Annotated in this window: 20 protein-coding genes, 2 tRNA genes and 1 pseudogene; 15 read left to right on the plus strand and 8 right to left on the minus strand. The window is 52.9% G+C overall.

All coding sequences use genetic code 11. The features are described from left to right. Positions 1-111: 111 nt before the first annotated feature. Positions 112-1,485, plus strand: a pseudogene (gene fruA, locus P0H77_RS09155) (PTS fructose transporter subunit IIBC); the annotation flags it as partial. A 500-nt stretch (positions 1,486-1,985) separates the two neighbouring features. Here fruA and P0H77_RS09160 read toward each other — a convergent pair. The 3 genes from P0H77_RS09160 to P0H77_RS09170 form a co-directional block, all read right to left on the minus strand. After that, positions 1,986-2,073 (minus strand) — tRNA-Ser (locus P0H77_RS09160). 148 nt (positions 2,074-2,221) lie between these two features. Beyond that, positions 2,222-2,899, minus strand: a complete 678-nt coding sequence (locus P0H77_RS09165) for an isochorismatase family protein (RefSeq protein WP_276164573.1) — start codon at positions 2,897-2,899, stop codon at positions 2,222-2,224. A gap of 18 nt (positions 2,900-2,917) precedes the next feature. After that, entirely contained in the window at positions 2,918-3,778 is an 861-nt protein-coding gene (locus P0H77_RS09170; RefSeq protein ID WP_276164574.1) for a pirin family protein, read from the minus strand. 109 nt (positions 3,779-3,887) lie between these two features. Between P0H77_RS09170 and P0H77_RS09175 the strand changes: the two genes are divergently transcribed. The 4 genes from P0H77_RS09175 to P0H77_RS09190 all read left to right on the plus strand — a co-directional run bounded on the left by P0H77_RS09175 (position 3,888) and on the right by P0H77_RS09190 (position 7,904). Continuing rightward, positions 3,888-4,799, plus strand: a complete 912-nt coding sequence (locus P0H77_RS09175) for a LysR family transcriptional regulator (protein ID WP_276164575.1) — start codon at positions 3,888-3,890, stop codon at positions 4,797-4,799. Continuing rightward, complete coding sequence (dsbG, locus tag P0H77_RS09180; protein WP_276164576.1) at positions 4,777-5,328, plus strand: thiol:disulfide interchange protein DsbG; 552 nt, start codon at positions 4,777-4,779, stop codon at positions 5,326-5,328. The genes P0H77_RS09175 and dsbG overlap by 23 nt, the downstream gene beginning before the upstream one ends. A gap of 112 nt (positions 5,329-5,440) precedes the next feature. Continuing rightward, a complete protein-coding gene (gene uxuA / locus P0H77_RS09185) occupies positions 5,441-6,511 on the plus strand; it encodes a mannonate dehydratase (RefSeq protein ID WP_276164577.1) in 1,071 nt (356 codons plus the stop codon). Positions 6,512-6,569: 58 nt separating this feature from the next. After that, positions 6,570-7,904 (plus strand): gluconate:H+ symporter, encoded by a 1,335-nt coding sequence (locus P0H77_RS09190; protein WP_276164578.1) that lies wholly within the window; start codon positions 6,570-6,572, stop codon positions 7,902-7,904. Between the two features lie 245 nt (positions 7,905-8,149). On the opposite strand, the gene P0H77_RS09195 is transcribed toward P0H77_RS09190, so the two are convergent. Beyond that, a tRNA-Ser gene (locus tag P0H77_RS09195) sits at positions 8,150-8,237 on the minus strand. Positions 8,238-8,501: 264 nt separating this feature from the next. Between P0H77_RS09195 and ghrA the strand changes: the two genes are divergently transcribed. From ghrA to P0H77_RS09230, 7 genes are all read left to right on the plus strand, one after another. Next, the gene (ghrA, locus tag P0H77_RS09200; protein WP_276164579.1) at positions 8,502-9,440 is read left to right on the plus strand and encodes a glyoxylate/hydroxypyruvate reductase GhrA; all 939 of its coding nucleotides are present in this window, start codon (positions 8,502-8,504) and stop codon (positions 9,438-9,440) included. A gap of 84 nt (positions 9,441-9,524) precedes the next feature. Next, positions 9,525-10,262, plus strand: a complete 738-nt coding sequence (locus P0H77_RS09205; RefSeq protein ID WP_276164580.1) for a phosphatase — start codon at positions 9,525-9,527, stop codon at positions 10,260-10,262. A gap of 21 nt (positions 10,263-10,283) precedes the next feature. Continuing rightward, positions 10,284-10,838, plus strand: a complete 555-nt coding sequence (locus P0H77_RS09210; RefSeq protein ID WP_276164581.1) for a molecular chaperone — start codon at positions 10,284-10,286, stop codon at positions 10,836-10,838. Positions 10,839-10,940: 102 nt separating this feature from the next. Further along, complete coding sequence (locus P0H77_RS09215) at positions 10,941-11,423, plus strand: DUF1097 domain-containing protein (protein WP_276164582.1); 483 nt, start codon at positions 10,941-10,943, stop codon at positions 11,421-11,423. Between the two features lie 285 nt (positions 11,424-11,708). Continuing rightward, positions 11,709-12,020, plus strand: coding sequence for a type 1 fimbrial protein (locus tag P0H77_RS09220; RefSeq protein ID WP_276164583.1), 312 nt, complete (start codon positions 11,709-11,711; stop codon positions 12,018-12,020). A 96-nt stretch (positions 12,021-12,116) separates the two neighbouring features. Next, positions 12,117-12,659, plus strand: a complete 543-nt coding sequence (gene ymdB, locus P0H77_RS09225; protein ID WP_276164584.1) for an O-acetyl-ADP-ribose deacetylase — start codon at positions 12,117-12,119, stop codon at positions 12,657-12,659. Next, on the plus strand, positions 12,592-14,079 hold the full coding sequence (locus P0H77_RS09230; RefSeq protein WP_276164585.1) for a phospholipase D family protein: 1,488 nt from the start codon (positions 12,592-12,594) through the stop codon (positions 14,077-14,079). Before ymdB ends, P0H77_RS09230 begins: the two co-directional genes overlap by 68 nt. 30 nt (positions 14,080-14,109) lie before the next feature. Here P0H77_RS09230 and mdoC read toward each other — a convergent pair whose 3' ends face one another. Beyond that, positions 14,110-15,270, minus strand: a complete 1,161-nt coding sequence (gene mdoC, locus P0H77_RS09235) for a glucans biosynthesis protein MdoC (protein WP_276164586.1) — start codon at positions 15,268-15,270, stop codon at positions 14,110-14,112. A 252-nt stretch (positions 15,271-15,522) separates the two neighbouring features. On the opposite strand from mdoC, the gene mdoG reads away from it, so the two are divergent. From mdoG to P0H77_RS09250, 3 genes are all read left to right on the plus strand, one after another. Continuing rightward, positions 15,523-17,076, plus strand: coding sequence for a glucans biosynthesis protein MdoG (gene mdoG / locus P0H77_RS09240; RefSeq protein WP_276164587.1), 1,554 nt, complete (start codon positions 15,523-15,525; stop codon positions 17,074-17,076). Further along, positions 17,069-19,609 (plus strand): glucans biosynthesis glucosyltransferase MdoH, encoded by a 2,541-nt coding sequence (mdoH, locus tag P0H77_RS09245; protein ID WP_276164588.1) that lies wholly within the window; start codon positions 17,069-17,071, stop codon positions 19,607-19,609. The genes mdoG and mdoH overlap by 8 nt, the downstream gene beginning before the upstream one ends. Positions 19,610-19,749: 140 nt before the next feature. Continuing rightward, positions 19,750-19,977 carry a YceK/YidQ family lipoprotein gene (locus tag P0H77_RS09250; protein ID WP_276164589.1) on the plus strand — a complete coding sequence of 76 codons (228 nt, stop codon included), beginning with the start codon at positions 19,750-19,752 and terminating at the stop codon, positions 19,975-19,977. A 30-nt stretch (positions 19,978-20,007) separates the two neighbouring features. On the opposite strand, the gene P0H77_RS09255 is transcribed toward P0H77_RS09250, so the two are convergent. From P0H77_RS09255 to P0H77_RS09265, 3 genes are all read right to left on the minus strand, one after another. Continuing rightward, positions 20,008-20,385, minus strand: a complete 378-nt coding sequence (locus P0H77_RS09255; RefSeq protein ID WP_276164590.1) for a MysB family protein — start codon at positions 20,383-20,385, stop codon at positions 20,008-20,010. Between the two features lie 118 nt (positions 20,386-20,503). Continuing rightward, the gene (gene mdtG / locus P0H77_RS09260) at positions 20,504-21,736 is read right to left on the minus strand and encodes a multidrug efflux MFS transporter MdtG (protein WP_276164591.1); all 1,233 of its coding nucleotides are present in this window, start codon (positions 21,734-21,736) and stop codon (positions 20,504-20,506) included. Positions 21,737-21,931: 195 nt separating this feature from the next. Next, on the minus strand, positions 21,932-22,852 hold the full coding sequence (locus tag P0H77_RS09265; RefSeq protein ID WP_276164592.1) for a Kdo(2)-lipid IV(A) acyltransferase: 921 nt from the start codon (positions 22,850-22,852) through the stop codon (positions 21,932-21,934). Positions 22,853-22,911: the final 59 nt, after the last annotated feature.

Genomic DNA, 22,911 nt, shown 5'->3' on the forward strand with positions numbered 1-22,911 from the left:
TAATTAAAAGGTGTAATCAGCATGCGTAGATGCGATGTAACCCATTTAGTGAGTCAGTCACATTATAATCACACGGTTTCCTTGTCTTCTGGTTTTGATAAGGGCAATGAACCAAAACGCGTTGTCGCCGTTACCGCTTGTCCTACTGGCGTAGCACACACTTTCATGGCAGCTGAAGCTTTAGAAACAGAAGCAAAAAAACGCGGTTGGTGGATTAAAGTTGAAACGCGTGGTTCAGTTGGCTCAGGTAATATCATTACACCTGAAGAACTCGCAAGCGCTGAACTGGTCATTGTCGCCGCAGATATTGAAGTTGATCTGACAAAATTTGCGGGTAAACCAATGTATCGTACTACAACAGGTCTTGCTCTGAAAAAGCCCGCACAGGAGTTGGATAAAGCCCTGTCCGAAGCACGCCCGTTCCAGTTAACGAGCGACGATCAGGTATCTACACCTAAAACCGATAATCCAGGCGCTTATCGCCATCTACTGACGGGAGTTTCTTATATGCTTCCGATGGTGGTCGCGGGTGGTTTATGTATTGCGCTTTCTTTTGCTTTTGGCATTAACGCCTTTAAGGAGCAGGGAACGCTTGCTGCTGCGCTGATGGAGATAGGAGGGGGCACCGCTTTTGCCTTAATGGTTCCAGTGCTTGCCGGATTTATCGCATTTTCAATTGCCGATCGTCCAGGCTTAATTCCTGGGCTTATCGGCGGCATGATCGCTAATAGCACTAATGCTGGTTTTCTTGGGGGCATAGTTGCCGGTTTCATTGCTGGCTATCTGGCAAAATATATAGCTCAAAAGCTCAAACTGCCACAAAATATACAGTCATTAAAGCCGGTACTGATCATCCCACTTTTCGCCAGTTTACTCACTGGACTGTTAATGATTTATATCGTTGGTACCCCAATAGCAAAAGTAATGGAACTTCTAACCCACTGGCTGGCGAATATGGGAACGACGAATGCAGTTCTGATGGGGGCGATTCTTGGTGCAATGATATGTACGGATATGGGAGGGCCAATAGGTAAGGTGGCCTACGCATTTGGTGTCGGTCTTTTAAGTTCTCAAACGTATACGCCTATGGCTGCCATCATGGCTGCGGGAATGGTTCCTCCTTTAGCGATGGGGCTGGCAACACTTCTTACTCGCAAGAAATTCAATAACGATCAAAGGGAAAGCGGCAAGGCTGCCCTGGTGCTGGGCTTATGCTTTATTACTGAAGGTGCGATCCCATTTGCTGTTCGCGATCCAATGCGTGTGCTGCCTTGCTGTATTGCTGGGGGGGCCGTCACCGGGGGGATTTGTATGGCGATCAATGCCAAATTGATGGCCCCGCATGGTGGCATATTTGTGTTCTTAATCCCCGGCGCAATTACCCCGGTAATGGGTTATTTGTGTGCTATTTTCGCTGGTACCATCGTTTCAGGTCTAACATATTCTATTATCAAACGCCCCGAAAATGCACTTCAGACTATTTAATAGTGCCATATAATAATTCACGTATAGAGACATAACGTGTCAGGTTATTTATCCAGAGTGTTTTACCAGGGATTTACTTACCGGTAAAAATTCATATGCCTGTCATTATGTTATTTTTGTATGAAAGAACAGGTCAGTGGCCATAACGCACTGGCCTGTTTTTGTCAGATAACAATCATGCTCATGTTTAGGTAAACTTTTATTATTCATAAGACACAATATGAACTCTTTACGACTAAAGGTTCGATGAATTACTGGTTCGGGAAATAGATATAAGCAAAAAGCCCGTACTTTCGCACAGGCTCTCAGCTTGAATATGGCGGTGAGGGGGGGATTGACTCGCTGCGCTCGCCCTGCGGGCAGCCTCCTCGCAGGCTCGTCGTCTGTCCAACGGGGTGACGCCCGTTGTTGAACCCCGGTCGGGGATTCTCATCCCCCCTGGTCTGGGGATATCTATAAGCAAAAATCCCGTACTTTCGTACAGGCTCTCAGCTTGAATATGGCGGTGAGGGGGGGATTCGAACCCCCGATACGTTGCCGTATACACACTTTCCAGGCGTGCTCCTTCAGCCACTCGGACACCTCACCATATTGTTTGTCACCGTCCTCAAGGGGGGTAACGGGGCGCTACTATAGGGAGTTGCGGGGAAACGGTCAAGCATAATTTCTGCTTTATGTTTCTTTCGGTTAAGCAATAAGCATCCCCCACGCTGTTGGCAGCGTGGGGGATAGGGTATTAGCGCTGAGAGTCCAGTTTTTCGCTGTTTTGCGCCACTTCCTGCGCTTTGGTGTAGCTTTCCATCAACAGCTGATAGGCCGGGAATATGTTGGTGTAGACTTCCGCCCACTCGCCCGCATCTTCGCGGTTCCACGTTGCCTGAAGCTCCGATGCCACGGCACCGGTATCTATCGGCACTACGCCCGCCTGCACGATGCGCGCCAGAGTAATTTCCTGCGCCATCTTGCTGTAGGTCCCGGACGCGTCGATCACGGCGAACACTTTATAGCCTTCAGCCACGGCGCTGATTGACGGGAACGCCATGCAAACGCTGGTGATGGTGCCAGCAATTATCAGCGTTTTCCGCCCGGTGGCTTTTACTGCGGCGACAAATTCCGGATTATCCCAGGCGTTAATCTCGCCTTTACGGGCCACATACTGAGCGTGCGGCGCGTTGGCGTGAATTTCCGGGATCAGCGGGCCGTTTGGTCCTTGTGGTACTGAGGCCGTAGTGATCACCGGCAGTTTCGCCAGCGTCGCGATTTTCGCCAGCGCGGCGGCGCGCGCCCGCAGCTCCGGCATTGGCATATCGCCCACGGTTTGAAACAGGCCGCTTTGATGATCGATCAGCAGCATGACTGCATCATTGGCATCAATGACCGGATGTGCACCATTAAAGTTCGCTGGGGTAGACATGGTATTCTCCTGTATCGTTTACATCTGGCCGAAGCGGCCGGTATTGAAATCACGGATGGCGTCCGCAATTTCAGCATTAGTGTTCATAACGAAGGGGCCGTAGCCGACAATAGGTTCGTTTAACGGCTCTCCCGCCAGCGCCAGCACTTTAGCGTCGCTGCTGGCACGAAGATGGATTTTGCTGCCTTCCTGACTCAGTACGATCAACTGCGATTCATGAGCGGTGGTAGCCCCGTTGACCTCAACACTGCCTTCCATAACAACCAGCGCGCTGCTCCAGCCGACCGGTTGTTCAATAGTGACTTCACGATTCTGATGTAAGGCAATATCCCACACGTTTACTGGCGAGAAGGTACGCGCCGGGCCTGACGTCCCGGCGTAATTCCCTGCAATAACGCGTAGCCGGCCGCTGTCGTCGGGAAGCCTGATAACAGGGATGACGGCGTCAGTGAGGCTCTGATACCCCGGAGAAGTCATCTTGTCTTTCGCTGGCAGGTTGACCCACAGTTGCGCCATTTTCAGTTCGCCGCCCTGGCGCGAAAATGCCTCCGAGTGAAACTCCTGATGCAGAATGCCTGAGCCTGCCGTCATCCACTGCACATCGCCGGGCCCGATCACGCCGCCGTTGCCGATTGAGTCGCGGTGTTCAACTTCACCGGCATAAACGATAGTCACGGTTTCAAACCCGCGGTGCGGATGCTCGCCAACGCCGCGCTTCATACCATCCCCGGGGAAGGTGTGCGGCCCGGCATAGTCCAGTAACAGAAAAGGACTCAGGTTTTTGCCGTGCGACTGATAAGAAAACAATGAACGAACCGGGAAGCCATCACCCACCCAGTGCGGACGTGGCGCGGTATATACACCCGTAATCTGTTTCATTTATGTCTCCTTTGTAGTGAGCTTTGATGTCAATTAGCTTATATTTGGATTTAATATTTCGGTAGATAGCTAAAATAGTTCACACTGTTGCAGAAAATGGAACGATGGGGTGGCGATGCAGAATCTGAATGATTTCGTCTGGTTTGTTCACGTGGTTGAGCATGGAGGGTTTGCGGCGGCCGGACGAGCCCTGGATATGCCGAAATCAAAACTTAGCCGTCGCATTGCGCAACTGGAGGAGAATCTCGGCGTCCGGCTGATACACCGCACGACGCGGAAATTTACGGTCACAGAAGTAGGCCACACCTTTTACCAGCACTGTAAAGCGATGCTGGTCGAGGCGGAGGCGGCTCAGGACGCGATTGCTATGGTGCGGGCCGAGCCGAGAGGAAGGGTGAAACTCACCTGTCCGGTGACGCTGCTGCATGTCCACATCGGCCCGATGCTGGCACGATTTATGATGCGCTATCCTGGGATCCATCTGCAACTGGAAGCGACGAACCGGCAGGTAGATTTAGTGGGTGAAGGTGTTGATGTCGCTATACGCGTTCGTCCCCGGCCTTTCGATGACAGTGATTTGGTGATGAAGATATTGGCCGATCGCGGACATTGCCTGGTTGCCAGTCCTGCGCTGGTACAGAAAATGGGAAAACCGCAATCGCCTGCGGATCTGAGTCAGTGGCCGGGATTGAGCATGTCGGCTGGCAAACATATTCATAAATGGGCGCTTGGCCGCACGGACGGCGCGCGAGCGGAGGTTCACTTTACACCGCGATTTATCACCTCCGATATGCTGGCGCTGCGGGAAGCGGCGATTGCCGGGGTCGGGATCGTGCAGTTACCAATCCTGATGGTTCGCGATCAGTTAGCCTCCGGCGAATTAGTTCGGGTGCTAGTTGAATGGGAGCCGCAGCGCGAAGTTATTCATGTGGTTTTCCCTTCCCGGCGCGGGCTTTTGCCGGCGGTCAGAACGTTAGTTGATTTCTTGACCGCGGAGTATGAGCGAATGGTGGAGGAATAAAAGGGGAAGTGGGATTGACTCGTTGCGGGCGTCCTCCCCGCAAACTCTGTTCCAGCGCGAATTGTACATTCCTCAGGGGCGGCAACTGTGGAAAAAGCTCAACGCTGCGCAGGGGATCAAGGAAGGTAATCCAGAGGAGAAACGGAAAATGGTGGTATTCGCCGATCCGATCTGCCCGTACTGTAAACAATTCCGGGCAGCCGCCCGACCGTGGATCAGTTCCGGTAAAGTGGAACTGAACACGCTGTTAGTGGCGGTGATTAACCCCAAAAGCGGGCAATATGCGTCTGCAATCCTTAACGCTGATGATCCTGCGAAAGCCTGGAACGACGATGAAATGTCTGACGGAAAAAAGCGTCCTGAACCGCCAGCCAGTACACCGAAAGAGACCTTCAACCTGCTGCAATGCCATAAGCAGCTTATGGACGAAACCGGTGCAGTAGCAACTCCGGCAATAGCGTCAGTTTTCTGCCACTCCATTTTTTTACCAGCCACACCCGCGCTCTCACGTCTGAACACCGTTAATTAACCCTTCTATTCATACGTTGTGTGAATCAGATCGCAAAAAGCGGCCAGCGCGCTTACTAATAGAAATACTAGTATGGTAGACGAATGTTTTTACGTTAAAGGTGGTAACAGGTATGCAAATGACAATGCGCTGGTTTGGACCAGTGGAAGATAAGATTTCGCTGGAATATATTCGACAGGTTCCCGGAGTTGAGGGGGTTGTCGGGGCGCTGTATGACGTTCCGGTTGGCGATGTGTGGTCAATGGAAAAAGTCCGCGCCCTTGCCGATCAGGTTCAACAGGCCGGGCTAAAAATGGACGTGATTGAAAGCGTGAACATTCACGATGATATCAAAATTGGTCTCCCCAGCCGTGACCAACTGATTGCTAACTACCAGCAGACGATCCGTAACCTGGCGGAAATCGGTGTTAAAGTCATCTGCTATAACTTTATGCCAGTCTTTGACTGGATGAAAACAGACATGAATTACGTCCTGCCGGATGGTTCATTGACCATGGCGTTTGAAAAAAAAGGTATCGATAAAACTCTTGATGAAGTGGTGAAAGAAGTGCTGGACAATTCCAACGGTTTTGCCCTGCCGGGCTGGGAGCCGGAACGTCTGGCGAAAGTTCAGGAGTTATTCGCCAAATATAAAGATGTTGATGATGCAAAACTGCGGGAAAACCTGGTCTATTTTCTTGAACGTGTTATTCCGGTATGTGAAGAAGTTGGTATTAAAATGGCCATTCACCCGGACGATCCGCCCTACTCCATTTTTGGATTGCCTCGTATTGTTAAAAACAGAGACGATCTCGACTGGATTTGTAATGCAGTAGATTCTGAAGCCAATGGAATTACATTATGTACTGGCTCCATTGCTGAAGATCCTGATAACGATGTTTATCAAATTCTTGCCGAATTTACCCGTCGCAAGCGTATCCATTTCGCACATGTGCGCAATATCAAATTGATTAAAGATAAAGATTTCTACGAATCCGCGCATTTATCACGCTACGGTTCTCTTGATATGTACGAGGTGATGAAAGCCCTGCATGATAACGGTTTTGACGGGTATGTCCGACCGGATCACGGACGTTTTATCTGGGGAGAAACCGGGCGTCCAGGTTATGGACTTTACGATCGCGCCCTCGGCGTCACTTACCTGCACGGCTTGTGGGAAGCACTCGAAAAACAACATCAATAATGTATGGGCCGGGGGCTTCTCCGGCTTCTTTTGACGCACCATCTGTAAGGAATGCTCTATGTCTCCGCTGTTAGCATTATTTTGGGTGCTGGTAGGTATTGCGCTCCTGGTTCTCATGAACCTCCGCTATAAATTCCACAATATTTTCGCCTTGTTGATTGCCGGTATTTTTGTCGCTGTCATGGAAGGTATTCCCCTGGATAAAATCGTCACGGTAATCCAGGACGGGTTGGGCAGTATTCTCGGTCACCTGGCGTTGATTATTATTTTCGGTGCCGTCATCGGAAAATTTATGACCGAGTCAGGTGCCAGCCAGCAGATCGCTGACACAGTTATCAAACACTGCGGTACACGATTTCTATCTGTTGGATTAATGTTTATCGGCGTTATTTTTGGCATTGCCATGTTTTATGAAGTGGCATTCCTGATTGCAATGCCGCTGGTATTGAACATCGCTAAAAAAGCAAATATCCCGTATATGAAATTAGTGGTCCCGACAGTGGTAGGGGCAACAATGGGGCATAGCCTGTTCCCGCCGCAGCCGGGGCCGGTTGCGCTTATTAGCGCCTTTAATGCCGATATTGTACAGGTCTATCTGTATGGCATTTTAGTGATTCTTCCGGCACTGTTTTGCGCGGGCATTCTGCTGCCAAAATACCTGCCCGGTATCAAAACAATTCCGCTTAATTCGCTGCTTAAACCGGTCGAGGAAAAAACCTCACGGGATTTGCCCTCCTTTGGTATCAGTATATTAATCCCGCTGATCCCGGCGGTGCTAATGATTGTGGCTTCCATCATTAAAGGGTTTATGCCCACCGGCTCAGAACTGGTGAAAGTGTGCACCTTTTTAGGCAGCGCGGAAATCAGTATGCTGCTGGCAACACTTGCCGCCGTCTGGTTTCTCGGCGTGAAACGTGGCATGACGGCGGAGGGTGTGACTCACTGCGTGAGCGACGCTATTGCAAAAATAGCTAACGTTTTGTTTGTGATAAGCGCTGGCGGCATCCTGAAACAGGTGATTGTGGTTTCCGGTGTCGGCGATCATATCGTCACGATTATGGGTGACTTACCTTTGTCGCCGTTTATTGTCGCGTGGATAATTACCGCGATTATTCGCATTCTCACCGGACAGGGCGCGGTAGCGGCTATTACGTCTGCCGGGATTGTTGCACCAATGGTCAGTGCGTTTCATCTCAATCCGGCTCTGATGTGCCTCGCCGTTGCCTGCGGCAGTAACACCATCACGCTAATGTACGATGGTGGCTTTCTGTTGTTCAAAGAAACATTTGGCATTTCAATGAAAGACACCTTCAAAACCTGGGGTCTGCTGGAGCTGATAAACTCTGTGGTCGGCCTGGGAATGGTGCTGGTGCTGAGCCTGTTTATCTCTTAATCCTTAATAATGGGTACCTGCTGGCGGTCCCATGAGCCTGTCGCTCAGGAGGTGACTTTATTCTTCATGAATAAAGACTTCTTTTAGCCGTTATCTGAACGTGACTTTTAAAGATGGCGGTGAGGGGGGGATTGACGCGCCACGCTCGCCCGTTGTCGAACCCCGGTCGGGGGTTCTCATCCCCCCTGGTCCTGAGGTATATGCAAAAAAAAGCCCGCACGTGAGTGCGAGCTCTTCTTTAAATATGGCGGTGAGGGGGGGATTCGAACCCCCGATACGTTGCCGTATACACACTTTCCAGGCGTGCTCCTTCAGCCACTCGGACACCTCACCATATTGTTGTTCCGGCATCACCGGAACGGGCGCTAATGTAGGGAAATCCGTTACATCCGTCAACGTTCTTTTTAGCCGAAGCGGTGCGTTTAGTTAAACTTGCGCCAGGTTGCTTGCAGAATAAACAAAAAGTGTCTTTTTTGTCGTCGAACGGCTTTTTACAAAACTCAACGCAGAAATTTGATATCCTCAAAACCGATACAGATCAAACAGAAACCATCGCGTCCGCTACAGGACAACCGTTGTGCAATGTCAGGAGTCTATATGGATATCATCTTTTACCATCCCACCTTTGATTTTCACTACTGGAAAGCGCAGCTGGAAAAGACACTGCCGGGCGCCACGGTACGCCAGTGGGAAGAAGGCGATCGTCACCCTGCGGATTATGCACTGGTCTGGGAGCCGCCGGTGGAGATGCTGAAAGGCCGCCCGCTAAAAGCGGTTTTTGCGCTGGGCGCGGGCGTCGATTCGATTCTGAAAAAGTTACAGGCGCATCCGGAGATGCTGGCGGAGTCGACCTCGCTTTTTCGCCTGGAGGATACTGGCATGGGCGAGCAGATGCAGGAATATGCGGTAAGCCAGGTGCTGCACTGGTTCCGGCGCTTCGACGATTATCATGCGCAAAAGCTTCAGGCGCGCTGGGAGCCGCTGGACGCCTATAACAAAGAGGATTTTACTATCGGCATTCTCGGTGCGGGCGTGCTTGGCAGTAAAGTCGCGCAGACATTACAGGCATGGGGATTCCCGATACGCTGCTGGAGCCGGAGCCGGAAATCGTGGCCCGGCGTGAAAAGCTTTGCCGGGCAGACCGAACTGGCCGGGTTTTTAAGCGGTACGCGCGTGCTAATTAATCTCCTGCCGCATACGCCGGAAACCGTTGGCCTTATTAATGCCGAACGTTTAGGCCACTTGCCGGAGGGAAGCTATTTAATAAATCTGGCGCGCGGCGTCCACGTAGTTGAGGACGATTTATTGCAGGCGCTGGAAAGCGGCAAGCTCAAAGGTGCGATGCTGGATGTCTTCAGCCGCGAACCGCTGGACCCGCAAAGCCCGCTGTGGGCGCATCCGCGCGTGGCGATGACGCCGCATGTTGCCGCCGTAACGCGCCCGCCGGAAGCCATTGCCTTTATCGCCCGTACCATTGCCGGGCTTGAGAATGGCGAAGAGGTTACCGGGCGCGTCGATCGCGAGCGCGGTTACTGAGTCGAATCCAGGCGCTGCCGGGTTTTACTTAATATCGCAGGACAATACCTGCTATCCTTGCGCAAAACATCAGAGGAGAGAACGATGTATCCTGTCGATCTGCATATGCACACTGTCGCCAGCACTCATGCGTACAGCACGCTTAGCGACTACATTGCGCAAGCAAAGAGTAAGGGAATTAAGCTCTTTGCGATCACCGATCACGGCCCGGACATGGTCGATGCACCGCATCACTGGCACTTTATTAATATGCGCATCTGGCCGCGAGTTGTGGATGGCGTCGGCATTTTACGCGGCATTGAAGCCAATATTAAAACCACCCCCGGCGAGATTGACTGTACTGGTCCAATGCTGACCTCGCTCGATCTGATTATCGCCGGTTTTCATGAGCCGGTATTTCCGCCGCAGGATGAAGCTACCCATACCGAAGCGATGATCGCGACCATGGCCAGCGGGTCGGTGCATATCATTAGCCATCCCGGAAACCCGAAATACCCTGTCGATATCCCGGCTATTGCTGCTGCGGCTGCGAAATATCATGTGGCGCTGGAGATCAATAACTCGTCATTTGTGCATTCTCGTAAAGGCAGTGACGCGAACTGTCGGGCGGTAGCGGCTGCGGTTCGCGATGCGGGCGGCTGGGTCGCTCTGGGTTCGGATTCGCATACCGCGTTTACGCTGGGCGATTTTAGCGAATGCCGTAAAATCCTCGATGAGGTTCACTTCCCTGAAGATCGTATCCTCAACGTTTCGCCCCGGCGTTTACTTGATTTTCTGGAGTCGCGCGGCATGGCTCCCATCCCTGAATTTGCCGACTTTTAATCATCATACTGGAATTAATGCATGAACGAGTTTTCAATCCTGTGCCGCGTCCTCGGTTCGCTCTATTATCGTCAGCCGCAGGATCCGCTGCTGGTGCCGCTGTTCACCCTGATTAAAGAAGGCAAACTGGCCGCCAGCTGGCCGCTGGAACAGGATGAACTGCTGGCCCGCCTGCAAAAAAGCGTCGATATGGACGCGCTGACCGCCGACTACAACGCCCTGTTTGTCGGTGACGACTGCCGCGTTGCGCCGTTCCGCAGCGCGTGGGTGGAAGGGGCGACGGAAGGCGACGTGCGCGCGTTCCTCAGCGCTCGCGGTATGCCGCTGGGGGAAAGCCCGGCAGATCATTTCGGTACGCTGCTGCTGGCGGCTTCCTGGCTGGAAGATCAATCTGCTGAAGACGAGAGTGAAGCCCAGGATACCCTGTTTGGCGAATTCTTACTGCCGTGGTGCGATACTTTCCTGGGCAAGGTCGAAGCGCATGCGCAAACGCCATTCTGGCGCACGCTGGCGCAACTGACGCGCGAGGCGATCGCGGCCATGTGGGAAGAGTTGCAGGAAGAAGATGCTGAGTAAGTGTGATTTAAATCACAAATAAAATGTAATGAAGTGAGAAAAGTTGCATAAATTGTGCAGCAGATCTCTTTTGTTTGGTGCGCATCTGTTATGATGCGCGCCATGAGCACACTTCTCGCTATCGCAATCACCACAGGCATCCTCTCAGGGTTATGGGGCTGGGTAGCCGTCTCCTTAGGTTTGTTGAGCTGGGCCGGGTTTCTTGGCTGCACGGCGTACTTCGCTTGTCCGCAAGGTGGCCTGAAAGGGCTGGCTATTTCAGCCTGCACCCTGATAAGCGGCATAATCTGGGCGCTGGTGATTATTCACGGCAGCGCGCTGGCACCGCATCTGGAAAGTGTGGGCTATGTAATGACCGGTATGGTGGCGTTTTTGATGTGTATCCAGGCGAAGCAGCTTTTATTGTCCTTCGTACCCGGCACGTTTATGGGGGCCTGCGCAACCTTTGCCGGGCAGGGCGACTATAAGCTGGTGGTCCCTTCCGTCATGCTGGGTCTCGTTTTTGGCTATGCCATGAAAAACAGCGGCCTATGGCTGGCGTCCCGCGCGGCTAAAAAGCGCTTTCCGCTGAACGTACCTGAATAACAGCGCTAGGTTTACGATTAAAATAGTACTGTTTCTTTTGCAACAAATTCCTGACGATGTTGCCCGTCTCCCTCTCTATTCTTATTTATCACCAGTGCGCTATAAGTTTGCATTAATATATTCATTTGCTGAATATAATTGTATTAAAAATTACCTGCTTGTGAAAATAAATAGTAATTTAGTTAATACGTATTTCTTTCATTGTTAATATAGAGTAATAAAGATAATTAAATGTTCAGCTGTATTTCCGGTTTCAGACGCGTTTTCTGACAGAGGGGAGTGACCATGAAATTATCTTTTTACGTTCTTTTGGGCGTAATGGCCGCGGGGATATCGGCTGACGCAGTCGCTGGCGATCGTACCACGGGCGGGGTGATCCATTTTCAGGGACAGATTGTCGAACCTCCCTGTGAAGTCACCAATACCTCTCGTGATATTGCGGTGACATGTCAGCGTGAAGGGAAAACCTGGACATTGCATCGCGCTTTAGGCAATGCGCCGCAGCAGGAAATTGTTCACGACTTATTTGACGCCACATCGCTGGAATACCTTAATCCGCAACGAACGCTTGCGGTCTATACCCTTCAGTATCGTTAACATAGCGGCGCGTTCCTGCCTTTTCACGGAACGCGCATTTCTCCTGGCACCGAAGTAAGATAAAGTAAATGCCAACGGTGCCAGCAGGAGAAAATTATGCAATCACGCATTCACGTTGTTCGGGGAGACATCACGACCATGCAGGTGGATGTCATCGTTAATGCGGCCAACTCTTCTCTGATGGGCGGCGGCGGTGTGGATGGCGCCATCCATCGCGCGGCCGGGCCCGCGTTGCTGGACGCGTGCAAGGTGGTACGCCAGCAGCAGGGAGAGTGTGCGCCGGGCCATGCGGTGATCACCCTCGCCGGCAACCTTCCGGCAAAAGCGGTCATTCATACCGTGGGGCCAGTCTGGCGCGGGGGGGAGCACAATGAAGCCCGGTTGCTGGAAGATGCATACCGCAACAGTCTGCAGCTCGCCCGCGATAACGATTTTCACTCCATCGCTTTCCCGGCAATCAGTACGGGTATTTACGGTTATCCGAAAGCCGCTGCCGCAGAAATCGCAATTAGTGCCGTTTCGGATTACATTACCCGGCGTCCTCAGCCAGAGCAGATATACTTTGTCTGTTATGATGAGGAAAATGCAGGACTTTATGAGCGATTACTCACCCGGCAGGGAGACGAGCCAGTCGCATAATACGCGACTGGGGCGAGCAATCGCCCCGGCCCGTGCGGCGCATCCTGACCTTTGTGGCCTTTTACCCCTTGATGATAGCCTTGATGCCTTTGCTGCACGTTACCGGCTGGCGCAGATGGCGGAACGCACTCTGGATGTGCAGTACTATATCTGGGAGGACGATATGTCCGGTCGCCTGCTATTTCGCGTGCTGGTTGAAGCGGCGGAGCGTGGCGTTAAGGTGCGGCTTTTACTGGATGACAACAATACGGTCGGGCTTGACGATACGCTGCGCCTTCTCGACGCCCACCACAATATTGAAGTACGTCTGTTTAACTCCTTTTCCTTTCGCACGCTGCGTATCCTCGGCTATCTGACGGACTTCGCACGCCTTAACCGCCGGATGCACAATAAAAGTTTCACCGTCGATGGCGAAGTCACCATTATTGGCGGCCGAAACGTAGGCGACGCCTATTTTGGCGCGGGCAAGGAGCCGTTATTTACCGATCTGGACGTTATGGCGCTGGGCGAGGTGGTTCAGGATGTGGCGGAGGATTTCCAGCGTTACTGGGAATGCAAGTCGGTCTCGACGCTCCAGCAGGTGCTGGATATTTCGGAAGAGGATATTACCCGACGGGTAGAGATCCCCGATGAATGGCTCAATGACAAATATGCCCAACAGTACCTGCATAAACTCAAAACTACCTCCTTCGTTTCGCGTCTGGAGTCTGGCACACTGCCTCTGCTCTGGGCGCATACCCGCCTGCTGAGCGACGATCCGCGCAAAGGGCAGGGGAAGGCCCGCAAGCGCACGCTGCTGCCGCAGCGCCTGATGAACGTCATGGGCGCCCCGGAAACGCAAATTGATATTATCTCTTCATACTTTGTCCCGGGTCGCGCAGGAGTGGCGATGATCCTGCAAATGGTGCGACGCGGCGTTAAAGTGGCGATACTGACCAACTCGCTGGCGGCAAACGATGTGGCTGTGGTGCACGCGGGCTATGCTCGCTGGCGTAAAAAGCTGCTGCGTCATGGCGTGGAGCTTTTCGAATTAAAGCCCACTTCTAAACCCGCGCCGGGTCTGCACGATAGCGGGCTTACCGGGAACTCGGGCTCCAGTTTGCACGCTAAAACCTTCAGCGTGGATAACAGCAAGGTCTTTATCGGCTCGTTTAACTTCGATCCGCGTTCGGCGATGCTGAATACCGAAATGGGCTTTGTCATCGACAGCGAGCCGCTGGCGCAGAAGATCCACCATAATTTCCTGAAAAGCCAGCGACATGCCGCCTGGCAACTCAAGCTGGATCGCTGGGGAAGAGTAAACTGGATTGAAGAACAGGATGGAAAAACTATCGTGCTAAAGAAGGAGCCGAATTCACGCTTCTGGAAACGTCTTCTGGTGCGTCTGGTCTACCGGTTACCGGTCGAATGGTTGTTATAAGTTGCCCCCTTAATGACAGGGGGCAGTTTATTAACGGGCCGCCACCTGAGATTTATCCTGCTTCGTCTGCGGTTTGCCTGAGAACAGGAAACGCAGCAGCGGAATACGCAGGTGAATTTCGTAAAGCACCAGCGCGCAACCCACCACAAACACCAGTCCGGTAAAAAAGCCCAGCGTATTAGAGCTGATTTGCGGCGTAATATACGCGCCGAAAAACAGCGTTAACGGGTGGTGCACCAGATAAATAAACAGGGATGCGTTAACGAAATAGGTCACCCGCGCCGACTGGAAATTGAGCAGCCGGTGTCCGAAGGAAAAGACCACGTTTACCATCCACAGGCCAAATACCATCGTAATGACCGACTCGGTTTCATACATCCAGGCGTCACCGCTGCCGTAGCGCTGATTAAGTAAATAGGCGGCAAATCCTGCAATCGCACCGAGCATGCACCACGGCGAAGGCGTTATGAAAAGATCCTTCAGGCGGGGGTTAATAAAGGCCAGCGCGCCGAGCACAAAGAAAGGAATATAAAACAGGGTCTGCATGACCACGAAGTTAAACAGGCCGTCGCTAAGGATTGGTGAGTAAACTATCAGCAGCGTGCGGCGCAGGGTGGCGTAAGCGATACCGAGCAGCAAAAATACCAGCGTCAGTTTGCCGAGCGTCAGGCTGGCGAACAGGACGCCTTCCTGCTGCTCCTGGCGTCGACGAAGCACGCTAAACAGCCACAGACCCGCAGTGGTCATGATGGTCAGAACCAGTAAAAACCACAGGTGCGAAGTCAGTTCCCAGACCAGGGTATTGTACTTTTCATACAACGAGAGCGTGTGCCAGGTTTCGGTTTTACCTTTGACATATTGCAGCATCATAAACTGCGGCAGCGTTAATAAAGGTATGGCGGTGAGCATTGGAATACCGACGCGCTCGACGCGGACTTTCCACCATTTCTTTAATGGATAGCGTAGAAATAGCATGTATGAAAAATAACCGGAAATAACAAAGAAAACCTGCATCCGGAAGGAATGAATAAAATCGTTAAACAGGGTAAGCCACCACGACGCCTCTGCACTATTAACGTGCCAGGTATGGCTGGAATAGATTAACGAGATATGAAAGGGGATCCCCAAAAGCATCAACCATGCGCGAATGGAATCGAGGAAATATTCACGTTGTGCGGGTACTTTACTCATATAATTGTTTGCATTCTCAGACTTTTCGTCTTATCACCAGACGCGATAATGTTAACATCCGCTGCAACCCTACACTAAGTCCGAAAACCTGTCTCCAGGATAAGCACGTAAAGTGCAAAAGGTCGTTTGCGGTTGCTCAAACCCTAAGCCGCTGGCTGAACAAAATGGGGATTATGTTGTCGGATTGCCAGAGTTTCCATTAAAATGGATCGGATCGATTTAAGCACACAAAGGGGGAAGTGCTTACTTATTATGAAAAATAAATCACAGATGATGAAAATGCGCTGGTTAGGCGTAGCCATAACGTTGTCCCTGTGCACCTCATCTGCATGGGCATTCTCCATTGATGATGTGGCAAAGCAGGCACAGTCACTGGCAGGTAAAGGCTATGAGGCTCCTAAAAGCAATCTGCCCTCCGTCTTCCGCGACATGAAATATGCGGATTATCAGCAGATTCAGTTCAACCACGACAAGGCTTACTGGGGCAAAATCAAGACTCCATTCAAGCTCGAATTTTATCATCAGGGGATGTACTTTGATACGCCGGTGGCCATCAACGAAGTGACCTCCAACGCCGTGCGTAAGATTAAATACAGCCCGGATTACTTCAATTTCGGCAATGTTCAGCACGATAAAGACACCGTAAAAGATCTGGGCTTTGCAGGTTTTAAAGTGCTTTACCCGGTTAACAGCAAAGACAAGAACGACGAAATCGTTAGCATGCTTGGGGCAAGCTACTTCCGCGTGCTGGGGCAGGGACAGGTTTACGGCCTTTCCGCGCGTGGTCTGGCCATTGATACCGCGCTGCCGTCAGGCGAGGAATTCCCGCGTTTTCGTGAGTTCTGGATCGAACGTCCAAAACCGACGGACAAGCGTCTGAATATCTATGCACTGCTGGATTCTCCGCGTGCCACCGGCGCGTACCGCTTCACCATTATGCCAGGCCGCGATACCGTCGTTGACGTACAGTCGAAAGTCTATCTGCGTGACAAAGTCGGCAAGCTCGGCGTCGCGCCGCTGACCAGCATGTTCCTCTTTGGGCCGAACCAGCCCTCTCCAACCACTAACTTCCGCCCTGAACTGCATGACTCCAACGGTCTGTCGATTCATGCCGGTAATGGCGAGTGGATCTGGCGTCCGCTTAATAATCCGAAACATCTGGGTGTAAGCAGCTACGCAATGGAAAACCCTCAGGGCTTCGGATTGTTACAGCGTGGTCGCCAGTTTAGCCGCTATGAAGATCTCGACGACCGTTACGATCTGCGTCCAAGCGCCTGGATCACGCCGAAAGGTGAGTGGGGCAAAGGCAAGGTTGAGCTGGTCGAAATTCCGACCAACGATGAAACCAATGATAACATCGTGGCTTACTGGACGCCGGATCAGCTGCCTGCTGCCGGGAAAGAGATGAACTTCAGTTACACCATCACCTTCAGCCGTGATGAAGACAAGCTGCACGCGCCGGATAACGCGTACGTGACGCAGACTCGCCGCTCGGCAGGTGATGTTAAACAATCTAATCTGATCCGTCAGGCGGACGGAACGCTGGCCTTCGTGATTGACTTCGCCGGTCCGGAAATGAAAAAACTGCCTGCGGACACCCCGGTCACTGCGCAAACCAGCATCGGTGACAACGGTGAAATCGTTGAGAACAGCGTGCGCTATAATCCTGTCACCAAAGGATGGCGTCTGACGCTGCGCACCAAAATCAAAGATCCTAAGCAGACCACTGAGATGCGCGCCGCGCTGGTTAACGCTGACCAGACGCTGAGTGAAACCTGGAGCTATCAGCTACCTGCCAATGAATAATACAACGAAGTATATCGACGCTCTGCCGCTTACGGATGCTGAAAAAGCGGCACTTCCTGCCGATATGGATATCCGCGCAGTCCACGAAGCGCTTGATCCTGAGCATCAGCGATTCGAGCCTGAAGATGACGCTCCGCTGGGGTCAGTCAAGTCACGTCTGGAACATAGCTGGCCTGAGTCGTTGCACAACGATCAGCTGATCAAAGACGATCTGGGCCGCACACAGTTGCACGCGATGCCAAAGGCAAAGCGTTCCTCAATGTTTCCCGACCCGTGGCGTACCAACCCGGTTGGCCGTTTCTGGGACCGCCTGCGCGGTCGTGAACAGCAGCCGCGTTATCTTTCACGTCTGACCAAAGAGCAGCAGGTCAGCGAACAACAGTGGCGTTTGATGGGGACGATTCGTCGCTATATTCTGCTGGTGTTAACGCTGGCGCAAACCGTGGTGGCAACCTGGTATATGAAAACCATTCTGCCATACCAGGGCTGGGCGCTGATCAACCCGGGCGACATGATGGGCCAGGATTTGCTGGTCTCCTTCATGCAGCTTCTGCCTTACATCCTGCAAACCGGGATCCTGATCCTGTTTGCGGTGCTGTTCTGCTGGGTTTCTGCCGGCTTCTGGACCGCGCTGATGGGTTTTCTCCAGCTGCTTATCGGGAAGGATAAATACAGTATATCCGCCTCGACGACCGGCAATGAGCCGCTCAACCCCGGGCACCGTACGGCGCTGATCATGCCTATCTGTAACGAAGATGTGGATCGGGTTTTCGCCGGACTCCGGGCGACCTGGGAGTCTGTGAAAGCCACGGGCCAGCAGCAGCACTTTGACGTTTACATCCTCAGCGACAGCTACAATCCGGATATATGCGTTTCCGAGCAGAAAGCCTGGATGGAGCTTATCGCGGAAGTGCATGGCGAAGGGCAGATCTTCTATCGCCGCCGCCGCCGTCGCGTGAAGCGCAAAAGCGGTAACATTGACGACTTCTGCCGCCGCTGGGGCAGTCAGTACAGCTATATGGTGGTGCTGGATGCGGACTCGGTAATGACGGGTGACTGCCTGACCGGTCTCGTGCGCCTGATGGAAGCGAATCCCAACGCGGGTATCATCCAGTCGTCGCCGAAAGCCTCCGGCATGGACACGCTGTACGCGCGCTGTCAGCAATTTGCTACCCGCGTTTATGGTCCGCTGTTTACCGCTGGTCTGCACTTCTGGCAGCTGGGTGAATCGCACTACTGGGGACATAACGCGATTATTCGCGTGAAGCCGTTCATTGAGCACTGCGCGCTGGCACCGCTGCCAGGCGAAGGCTCCTTTGCCGGGTCGATTCTGTCGCACGACTTCGTGGAAGCGGCGCTGATGCGTCGTGCAGGCTGGGGCGTGTGGATTGCCTACGATCTGCCGGGTTCTTATGAAGAGTTGCCGCCAAACCTGCTGGACGAGCTGAAACGCGACCGCCGCTGGTGTCACGGCAACCTGATGAACTTCCGTCTGTTCCTGGTAAAAGGGATGCACCCGGTTCACCGTGCGGTGTTCTTAACCGGCGTTATGTCCTATCTCTCCGCGCCGCTGTGGTTTATGTTCCTTGCGCTTTCTACCGCGCTTCAGGTGGTACACGCCCTGACGGAGCCGCAATATTTCCTTCAGCCGCGTCAGCTGTTCCCGGTATGGCCGCAGTGGCGTCCGGAGCTGGCGATTGCGCTGTTTGCGTCGACGATGGTGCTGCTGTTCCTGCCAAAACTGCTCAGTATCATTCTGGTGTGGTGTAAAGGGCCGAAAGAGTACGGCGGTTTTATTCGCGTCACGCTTTCTCTGCTACTGGAAGTGCTGTTCTCGGTGCTGCTGGCACCGGTGCGTATGCTGTTCCATACCGTGTTCGTGGTCAGCGCGTTCCTCGGCTGGGAAGTGGTCTGGAATTCACCGCAGCGTGATGATGACTCAACTTCATGGGTAGAGGCGTTCAAGCGTCACGGCTCGCAGATGTTGCTGGGTCTAGTGTGGGCGGTAGGCATGGCATGGCTGGATCTGCGTTTTCTGTTCTGGCTGGCACCGATTGTCTTCTCGCTAATCCTCTCGCCGTTTGTGTCGGTCATTTCCAGCCGTTCGACGGTAGGGCTACGCACTAAGCGCTGGAAACTGTTCCTGATCCCGGAAGAGTATTCGCCGCCGCAGGTATTGATCGACACCGACCGTTTCCTGGAACTGAATATCCAGCGCTCGCTGAAAGACGGCTTTATGCATGCGGTATTCAACCCGTCCTTCAACGCATTGGCCACGGCGATGGCGACGGGACGTCACGGTAAAGGCAACATCCTTGAAATTGCCCGCGACCGCCATGTTGAGCAGGCGCTGAATGAAACGCCGGAAAAACTCAGCCGCGACCGTCGTCTGGTATTGCTGAGCGATCCGGTCACCATGTCACGGCTGCATTACCGCGTGTGGAGTTCGCCAGAGCGCTACTCTTCATGGGTGAATTCGTATCAGCAACTGGCGTTAAATCCGCTGGCGCTGAAGACAACATCATCTACTTAAGGTAGGGTAAACACAGCACTATGGTGCGCAGGAGGGGTAAGCGAAGCGTCACCCGGCATTACAAGGCACCCAACCATAGATACTGTTATCCGTTCAATACCGGCCTCAGGGCCGGTATTTTTTTAGAGCAGGGGAAAATCATGAGAATGGTACTGGTCGTTCTGATGTCGATAATGCTGTGCGGCTGCGGCAGTGTTATTAGCCGTACCATTCCCGGACAGGGGCATGGTAATCAGTATTATCCTGGCGTGCAGTGGGACGTGCGTGATTCTAGCTGGCGCTGGCTGACCGTTCTGGACCTGCCCTTTTCACTGATTTTTGATACGCTGTTATTACCGCTGGATGCCAGTCACGGGCCTTATGAATAACAGGCCCGTGATGAACGACAGGGTTAGACGTTAATCACGAATATCCCATTCGTCAGCCGCTGCCTGGCCTTCTTCGGTATCCAGCGGCGGCGCAAGCTGAAACTCGCCGTCATCCCATTCATGCAGCGTATTTTCTTCCAGCCACTCCTGACGAAGTTCGATTTCGTCGTAGTCGTCGTCAAATACGCTTTGCGCTGCTTCACCGCTTAAGACAGGCAGACAGTCGCCAGCTTCACCTTCCTCAGCAAAGAACTCGGCTTGCCACATGATGTCGCCATCCTGTAACACATACTTCTGGATGCTTAACTGCTGGATATTGGCCTCTTCCTCTTCAACACCGGGGGCATTGGCAAGAAACTCTTCGCGCGCCGCATCAATGGCTTCTTCGAGTGTGGCATACATAGTCATTGGTATCTCCCTGTGATTCGACGTGGTGTTCAGGGAAAAGAATAGCTGAATATTGGCCGGTGCAAGGTTGAACAGCAAAAAATCATTCACATCACGTATAACATGGTGAAAAACCCGCCTAATCAACCGGTTGTTTGGGGGCCCTGGCGGGGCGTCGGCGACGCAGACTGAAGGTCGAGTAGATAACGTTAAATAGCACTACGCCAGCGGTGACCAGGAAGACAGCACGGAAGCCATAGCTGGCGGAGACGGCTGCACCGATCAGCGGGCCGGTAACGTTGCCGATATCGCGGAATGACTGGTTGTAGCTAAAAATACGCCCGGCAATTTGGTTGGTGGAATTATACACCAGCAGCGTCTGTACGGCGGGTAGCAGCGCACCATCGGCAGCACCGAGCAGGAAACGTAAAATAGCGAGCTGAAGCGGCGTTTGCACCAATGACATCGGGATCAACAGCAGTACCGATATGACAAGTGCCGCAATCAGAATTTTCTCCGGACCGATGCGGTCACCCAGCTTGCCCAGCCGGGGAGCGCTTAACAGCGCCGCGACGCCGGGCACAGAGGCGATCATTCCGCTGATAAAGGCGATGTTGCTGACGTTGCCTGCCAGTTCGCGCACGTAAAGCGTCAGAATCGGCGCAATCGAACCGGTGGCGACCTGAATAATCAGGGTGGTGATAAACAGGCTCAGCACCAGCCGCGGACTTTTCAGGGAGGCAATGACCTGGCGGGCATTGAGCATCTCTTTTCTGGTAACCGGGACAAATTGTTCACGAATATAAAACAGCGTCAGCAGGAAACACAAAAACAGCACGCCAGCGGTCATAAAAAATACCGGACGCAGGCCGTAGCTGTCTGCAAGCAGGCCGCCTGCCAGAGGGCCTAACAGCGCGCCGCTGACCGCCCCCGTTGAAAGCGTGCCCAGTGCCCAGCCGCTTTTGTTACGTGGAATTTGTGTGGCTATCAGCGCATTAGCATTTGGAATAAAGCCGCCGAGTAGCCCCAGCAGCGCACGCAGGATCAGAAACTGCCAGATGTTTTGCGCCATTCCCATCAGCATCATCACTATCGCCATACCGAGAGCAGAGCGCAGCAGCATAATTTTGCGCCCTTTACGGTCGGCCAGACCGCCCCATAGCGGTGAGGCAATGGCAGAGAAAAGAAAGGTGATGCTGAATACCAGTCCCGACCACATATTCAGCGCGCTGTGATCGGTGATACCGAGTTGTTCGACGTAGAGTGGCAGAAAGGGCATGACCAGACTAAACGCGGCACCCGTCAAAAAACAGCCAAACCAGGTGACCGTAAGATTACGTTTCCAGTTGATCGGAATATCTGAAGAGGGCATAGGCTCCCACAACGCAGCACAGAATAGACTAAGTTTAGCTAAAAATATGATAAGCCCGCTAATTATGCGCCCGGCCACGAAGGGCTGCAAACGGGATAGCTTTTAAAGCTTAGGATGCGGGATGGGGGGATTGAGCACAGGCCCGGCAAGCTTGCGCCGCCGGGCAGGTCGGGGTAAAAGCGCTGGCGCGCGGCATCAATAGCGGGAAGGAACACCCTCAGGACGCGTTTTAAAACGACGGTGCAGCCACATATATTGCTCGGGGGCCATCATGATGCACTTCTCGACGATCCTGTTCATCCACGCGGCGGTGGTTTCGGCGTTGTCCAGAGGAGGATTGCATTCCGGTTCAAGGGCGATAAGCTCATACCCTTTGCCATCGGGTTTACGCCGCGGGACAAACGGCGCAACGCAGGCTTTTGACGTACGGGCCAGCATCCAGGTGCCAGACGTGGACGCCGCCTGTTCAACCGCAAAAAAAGGCACAAACACGCTGGTGCGCGGGCCGTAGTCGTGGTCAGGAGCGTACCAAATCACTTCACAATTTTTCAGCGCGCGGATCATGCCTTTAACGTCTTTACGGTCAATCATATCTTTGTTGGAGCGCATCCGTCCCCAGGTCTGCAACCAGTCCAGCACCGGATTATCATTAGGGCGATAAACGCCAATGCCCGGAAGATGCATACCAAAAATACGCGCCCCCATTTCCAGGGTCAGAAAATGGACGCCGATCAGTAAGATCCCGCGACCCTGGGCGATTTGCTCTTTAATCGCATCCATGCCGCGCTCCTCGGTCCAGCGCGCCATCCGGCGATCCGACCAGAACCAGGCCATGCCGGTCTCAAGTAATCCCATGCCGACAGATTCAAAATTTTTATGCACCATCTCGTCGCGCTGCGCCTGGCTCATCTCAGGGAAGCAGAGCTCCAGATTACGCTCGGCAATTTTAACCCGGCGTTTCATAACGCGCTGTGCCAGATGACCAAGACTGTGTCCAAGGCGATAAAGAACCGGGTAGGGTAGCTGAACCACCAGCCATAACATGCCAATGCCCAGCCAGGTTAACCAGTATCGCGGATGAAGCAGCGCCACGGTGAATTTTGGTAAATGCGTCATGTCATTCCTGTGATTTAATTTGCAACCGGCTCTATTGTCGCATTTTTTTAACTGATGCC

Origin of the sequence: Superficieibacter sp. HKU1 (genome assembly GCF_029319185.1) — a bacterium.
GTDB lineage: Bacteria > Pseudomonadota > Gammaproteobacteria > Enterobacterales > Enterobacteriaceae > Superficieibacter.

What these genes read in the sequence shown, in the direction of transcription:
- ghrA (WP_276164579.1), top strand. Translation starts at nt 8,502, where the DNA reads ATGGATATCATCTTTTACCATCCCACCTTTGATTTTCACTACTGGAAA.
- P0H77_RS09170 (WP_276164574.1), bottom strand. Translation starts at nt 3,778, where the DNA reads ATGAAACAGATTACGGGTGTATATACCGCGCCACGTCCGCACTGGGTG.
- P0H77_RS09230 (WP_276164585.1), top strand. Translation starts at nt 12,592, where the DNA reads ATGATGAGGAAAATGCAGGACTTTATGAGCGATTACTCACCCGGCAGG.
- P0H77_RS09250 (WP_276164589.1), top strand. Translation starts at nt 19,750, where the DNA reads ATGAGAATGGTACTGGTCGTTCTGATGTCGATAATGCTGTGCGGCTGC.
- P0H77_RS09220 (WP_276164583.1), top strand. Translation starts at nt 11,709, where the DNA reads ATGAAATTATCTTTTTACGTTCTTTTGGGCGTAATGGCCGCGGGGATA.
- mdoH (WP_276164588.1), top strand. Translation starts at nt 17,069, where the DNA reads ATGAATAATACAACGAAGTATATCGACGCTCTGCCGCTTACGGATGCT.
- uxuA (WP_276164577.1), top strand. Translation starts at nt 5,441, where the DNA reads ATGCAAATGACAATGCGCTGGTTTGGACCAGTGGAAGATAAGATTTCG.
- P0H77_RS09265 (WP_276164592.1), bottom strand. Translation starts at nt 22,852, where the DNA reads ATGACGCATTTACCAAAATTCACCGTGGCGCTGCTTCATCCGCGATAC.
- P0H77_RS09190 (WP_276164578.1), top strand. Translation starts at nt 6,570, where the DNA reads ATGTCTCCGCTGTTAGCATTATTTTGGGTGCTGGTAGGTATTGCGCTC.
- P0H77_RS09165 (WP_276164573.1), bottom strand. Translation starts at nt 2,899, where the DNA reads ATGTCTACCCCAGCGAACTTTAATGGTGCACATCCGGTCATTGATGCC.
- mdoC (WP_276164586.1), bottom strand. Translation starts at nt 15,270, where the DNA reads ATGAGTAAAGTACCCGCACAACGTGAATATTTCCTCGATTCCATTCGC.
- P0H77_RS09215 (WP_276164582.1), top strand. Translation starts at nt 10,941, where the DNA reads ATGAGCACACTTCTCGCTATCGCAATCACCACAGGCATCCTCTCAGGG.
- P0H77_RS09205 (WP_276164580.1), top strand. Translation starts at nt 9,525, where the DNA reads ATGTATCCTGTCGATCTGCATATGCACACTGTCGCCAGCACTCATGCG.
- ymdB (WP_276164584.1), top strand. Translation starts at nt 12,117, where the DNA reads ATGCAATCACGCATTCACGTTGTTCGGGGAGACATCACGACCATGCAG.
- P0H77_RS09255 (WP_276164590.1), bottom strand. Translation starts at nt 20,385, where the DNA reads ATGACTATGTATGCCACACTCGAAGAAGCCATTGATGCGGCGCGCGAA.
- mdtG (WP_276164591.1), bottom strand. Translation starts at nt 21,736, where the DNA reads ATGCCCTCTTCAGATATTCCGATCAACTGGAAACGTAATCTTACGGTC.
- dsbG (WP_276164576.1), top strand. Translation starts at nt 4,777, where the DNA reads ATGAGCGAATGGTGGAGGAATAAAAGGGGAAGTGGGATTGACTCGTTG.
- P0H77_RS09210 (WP_276164581.1), top strand. Translation starts at nt 10,284, where the DNA reads ATGAACGAGTTTTCAATCCTGTGCCGCGTCCTCGGTTCGCTCTATTAT.
- mdoG (WP_276164587.1), top strand. Translation starts at nt 15,523, where the DNA reads ATGAAAAATAAATCACAGATGATGAAAATGCGCTGGTTAGGCGTAGCC.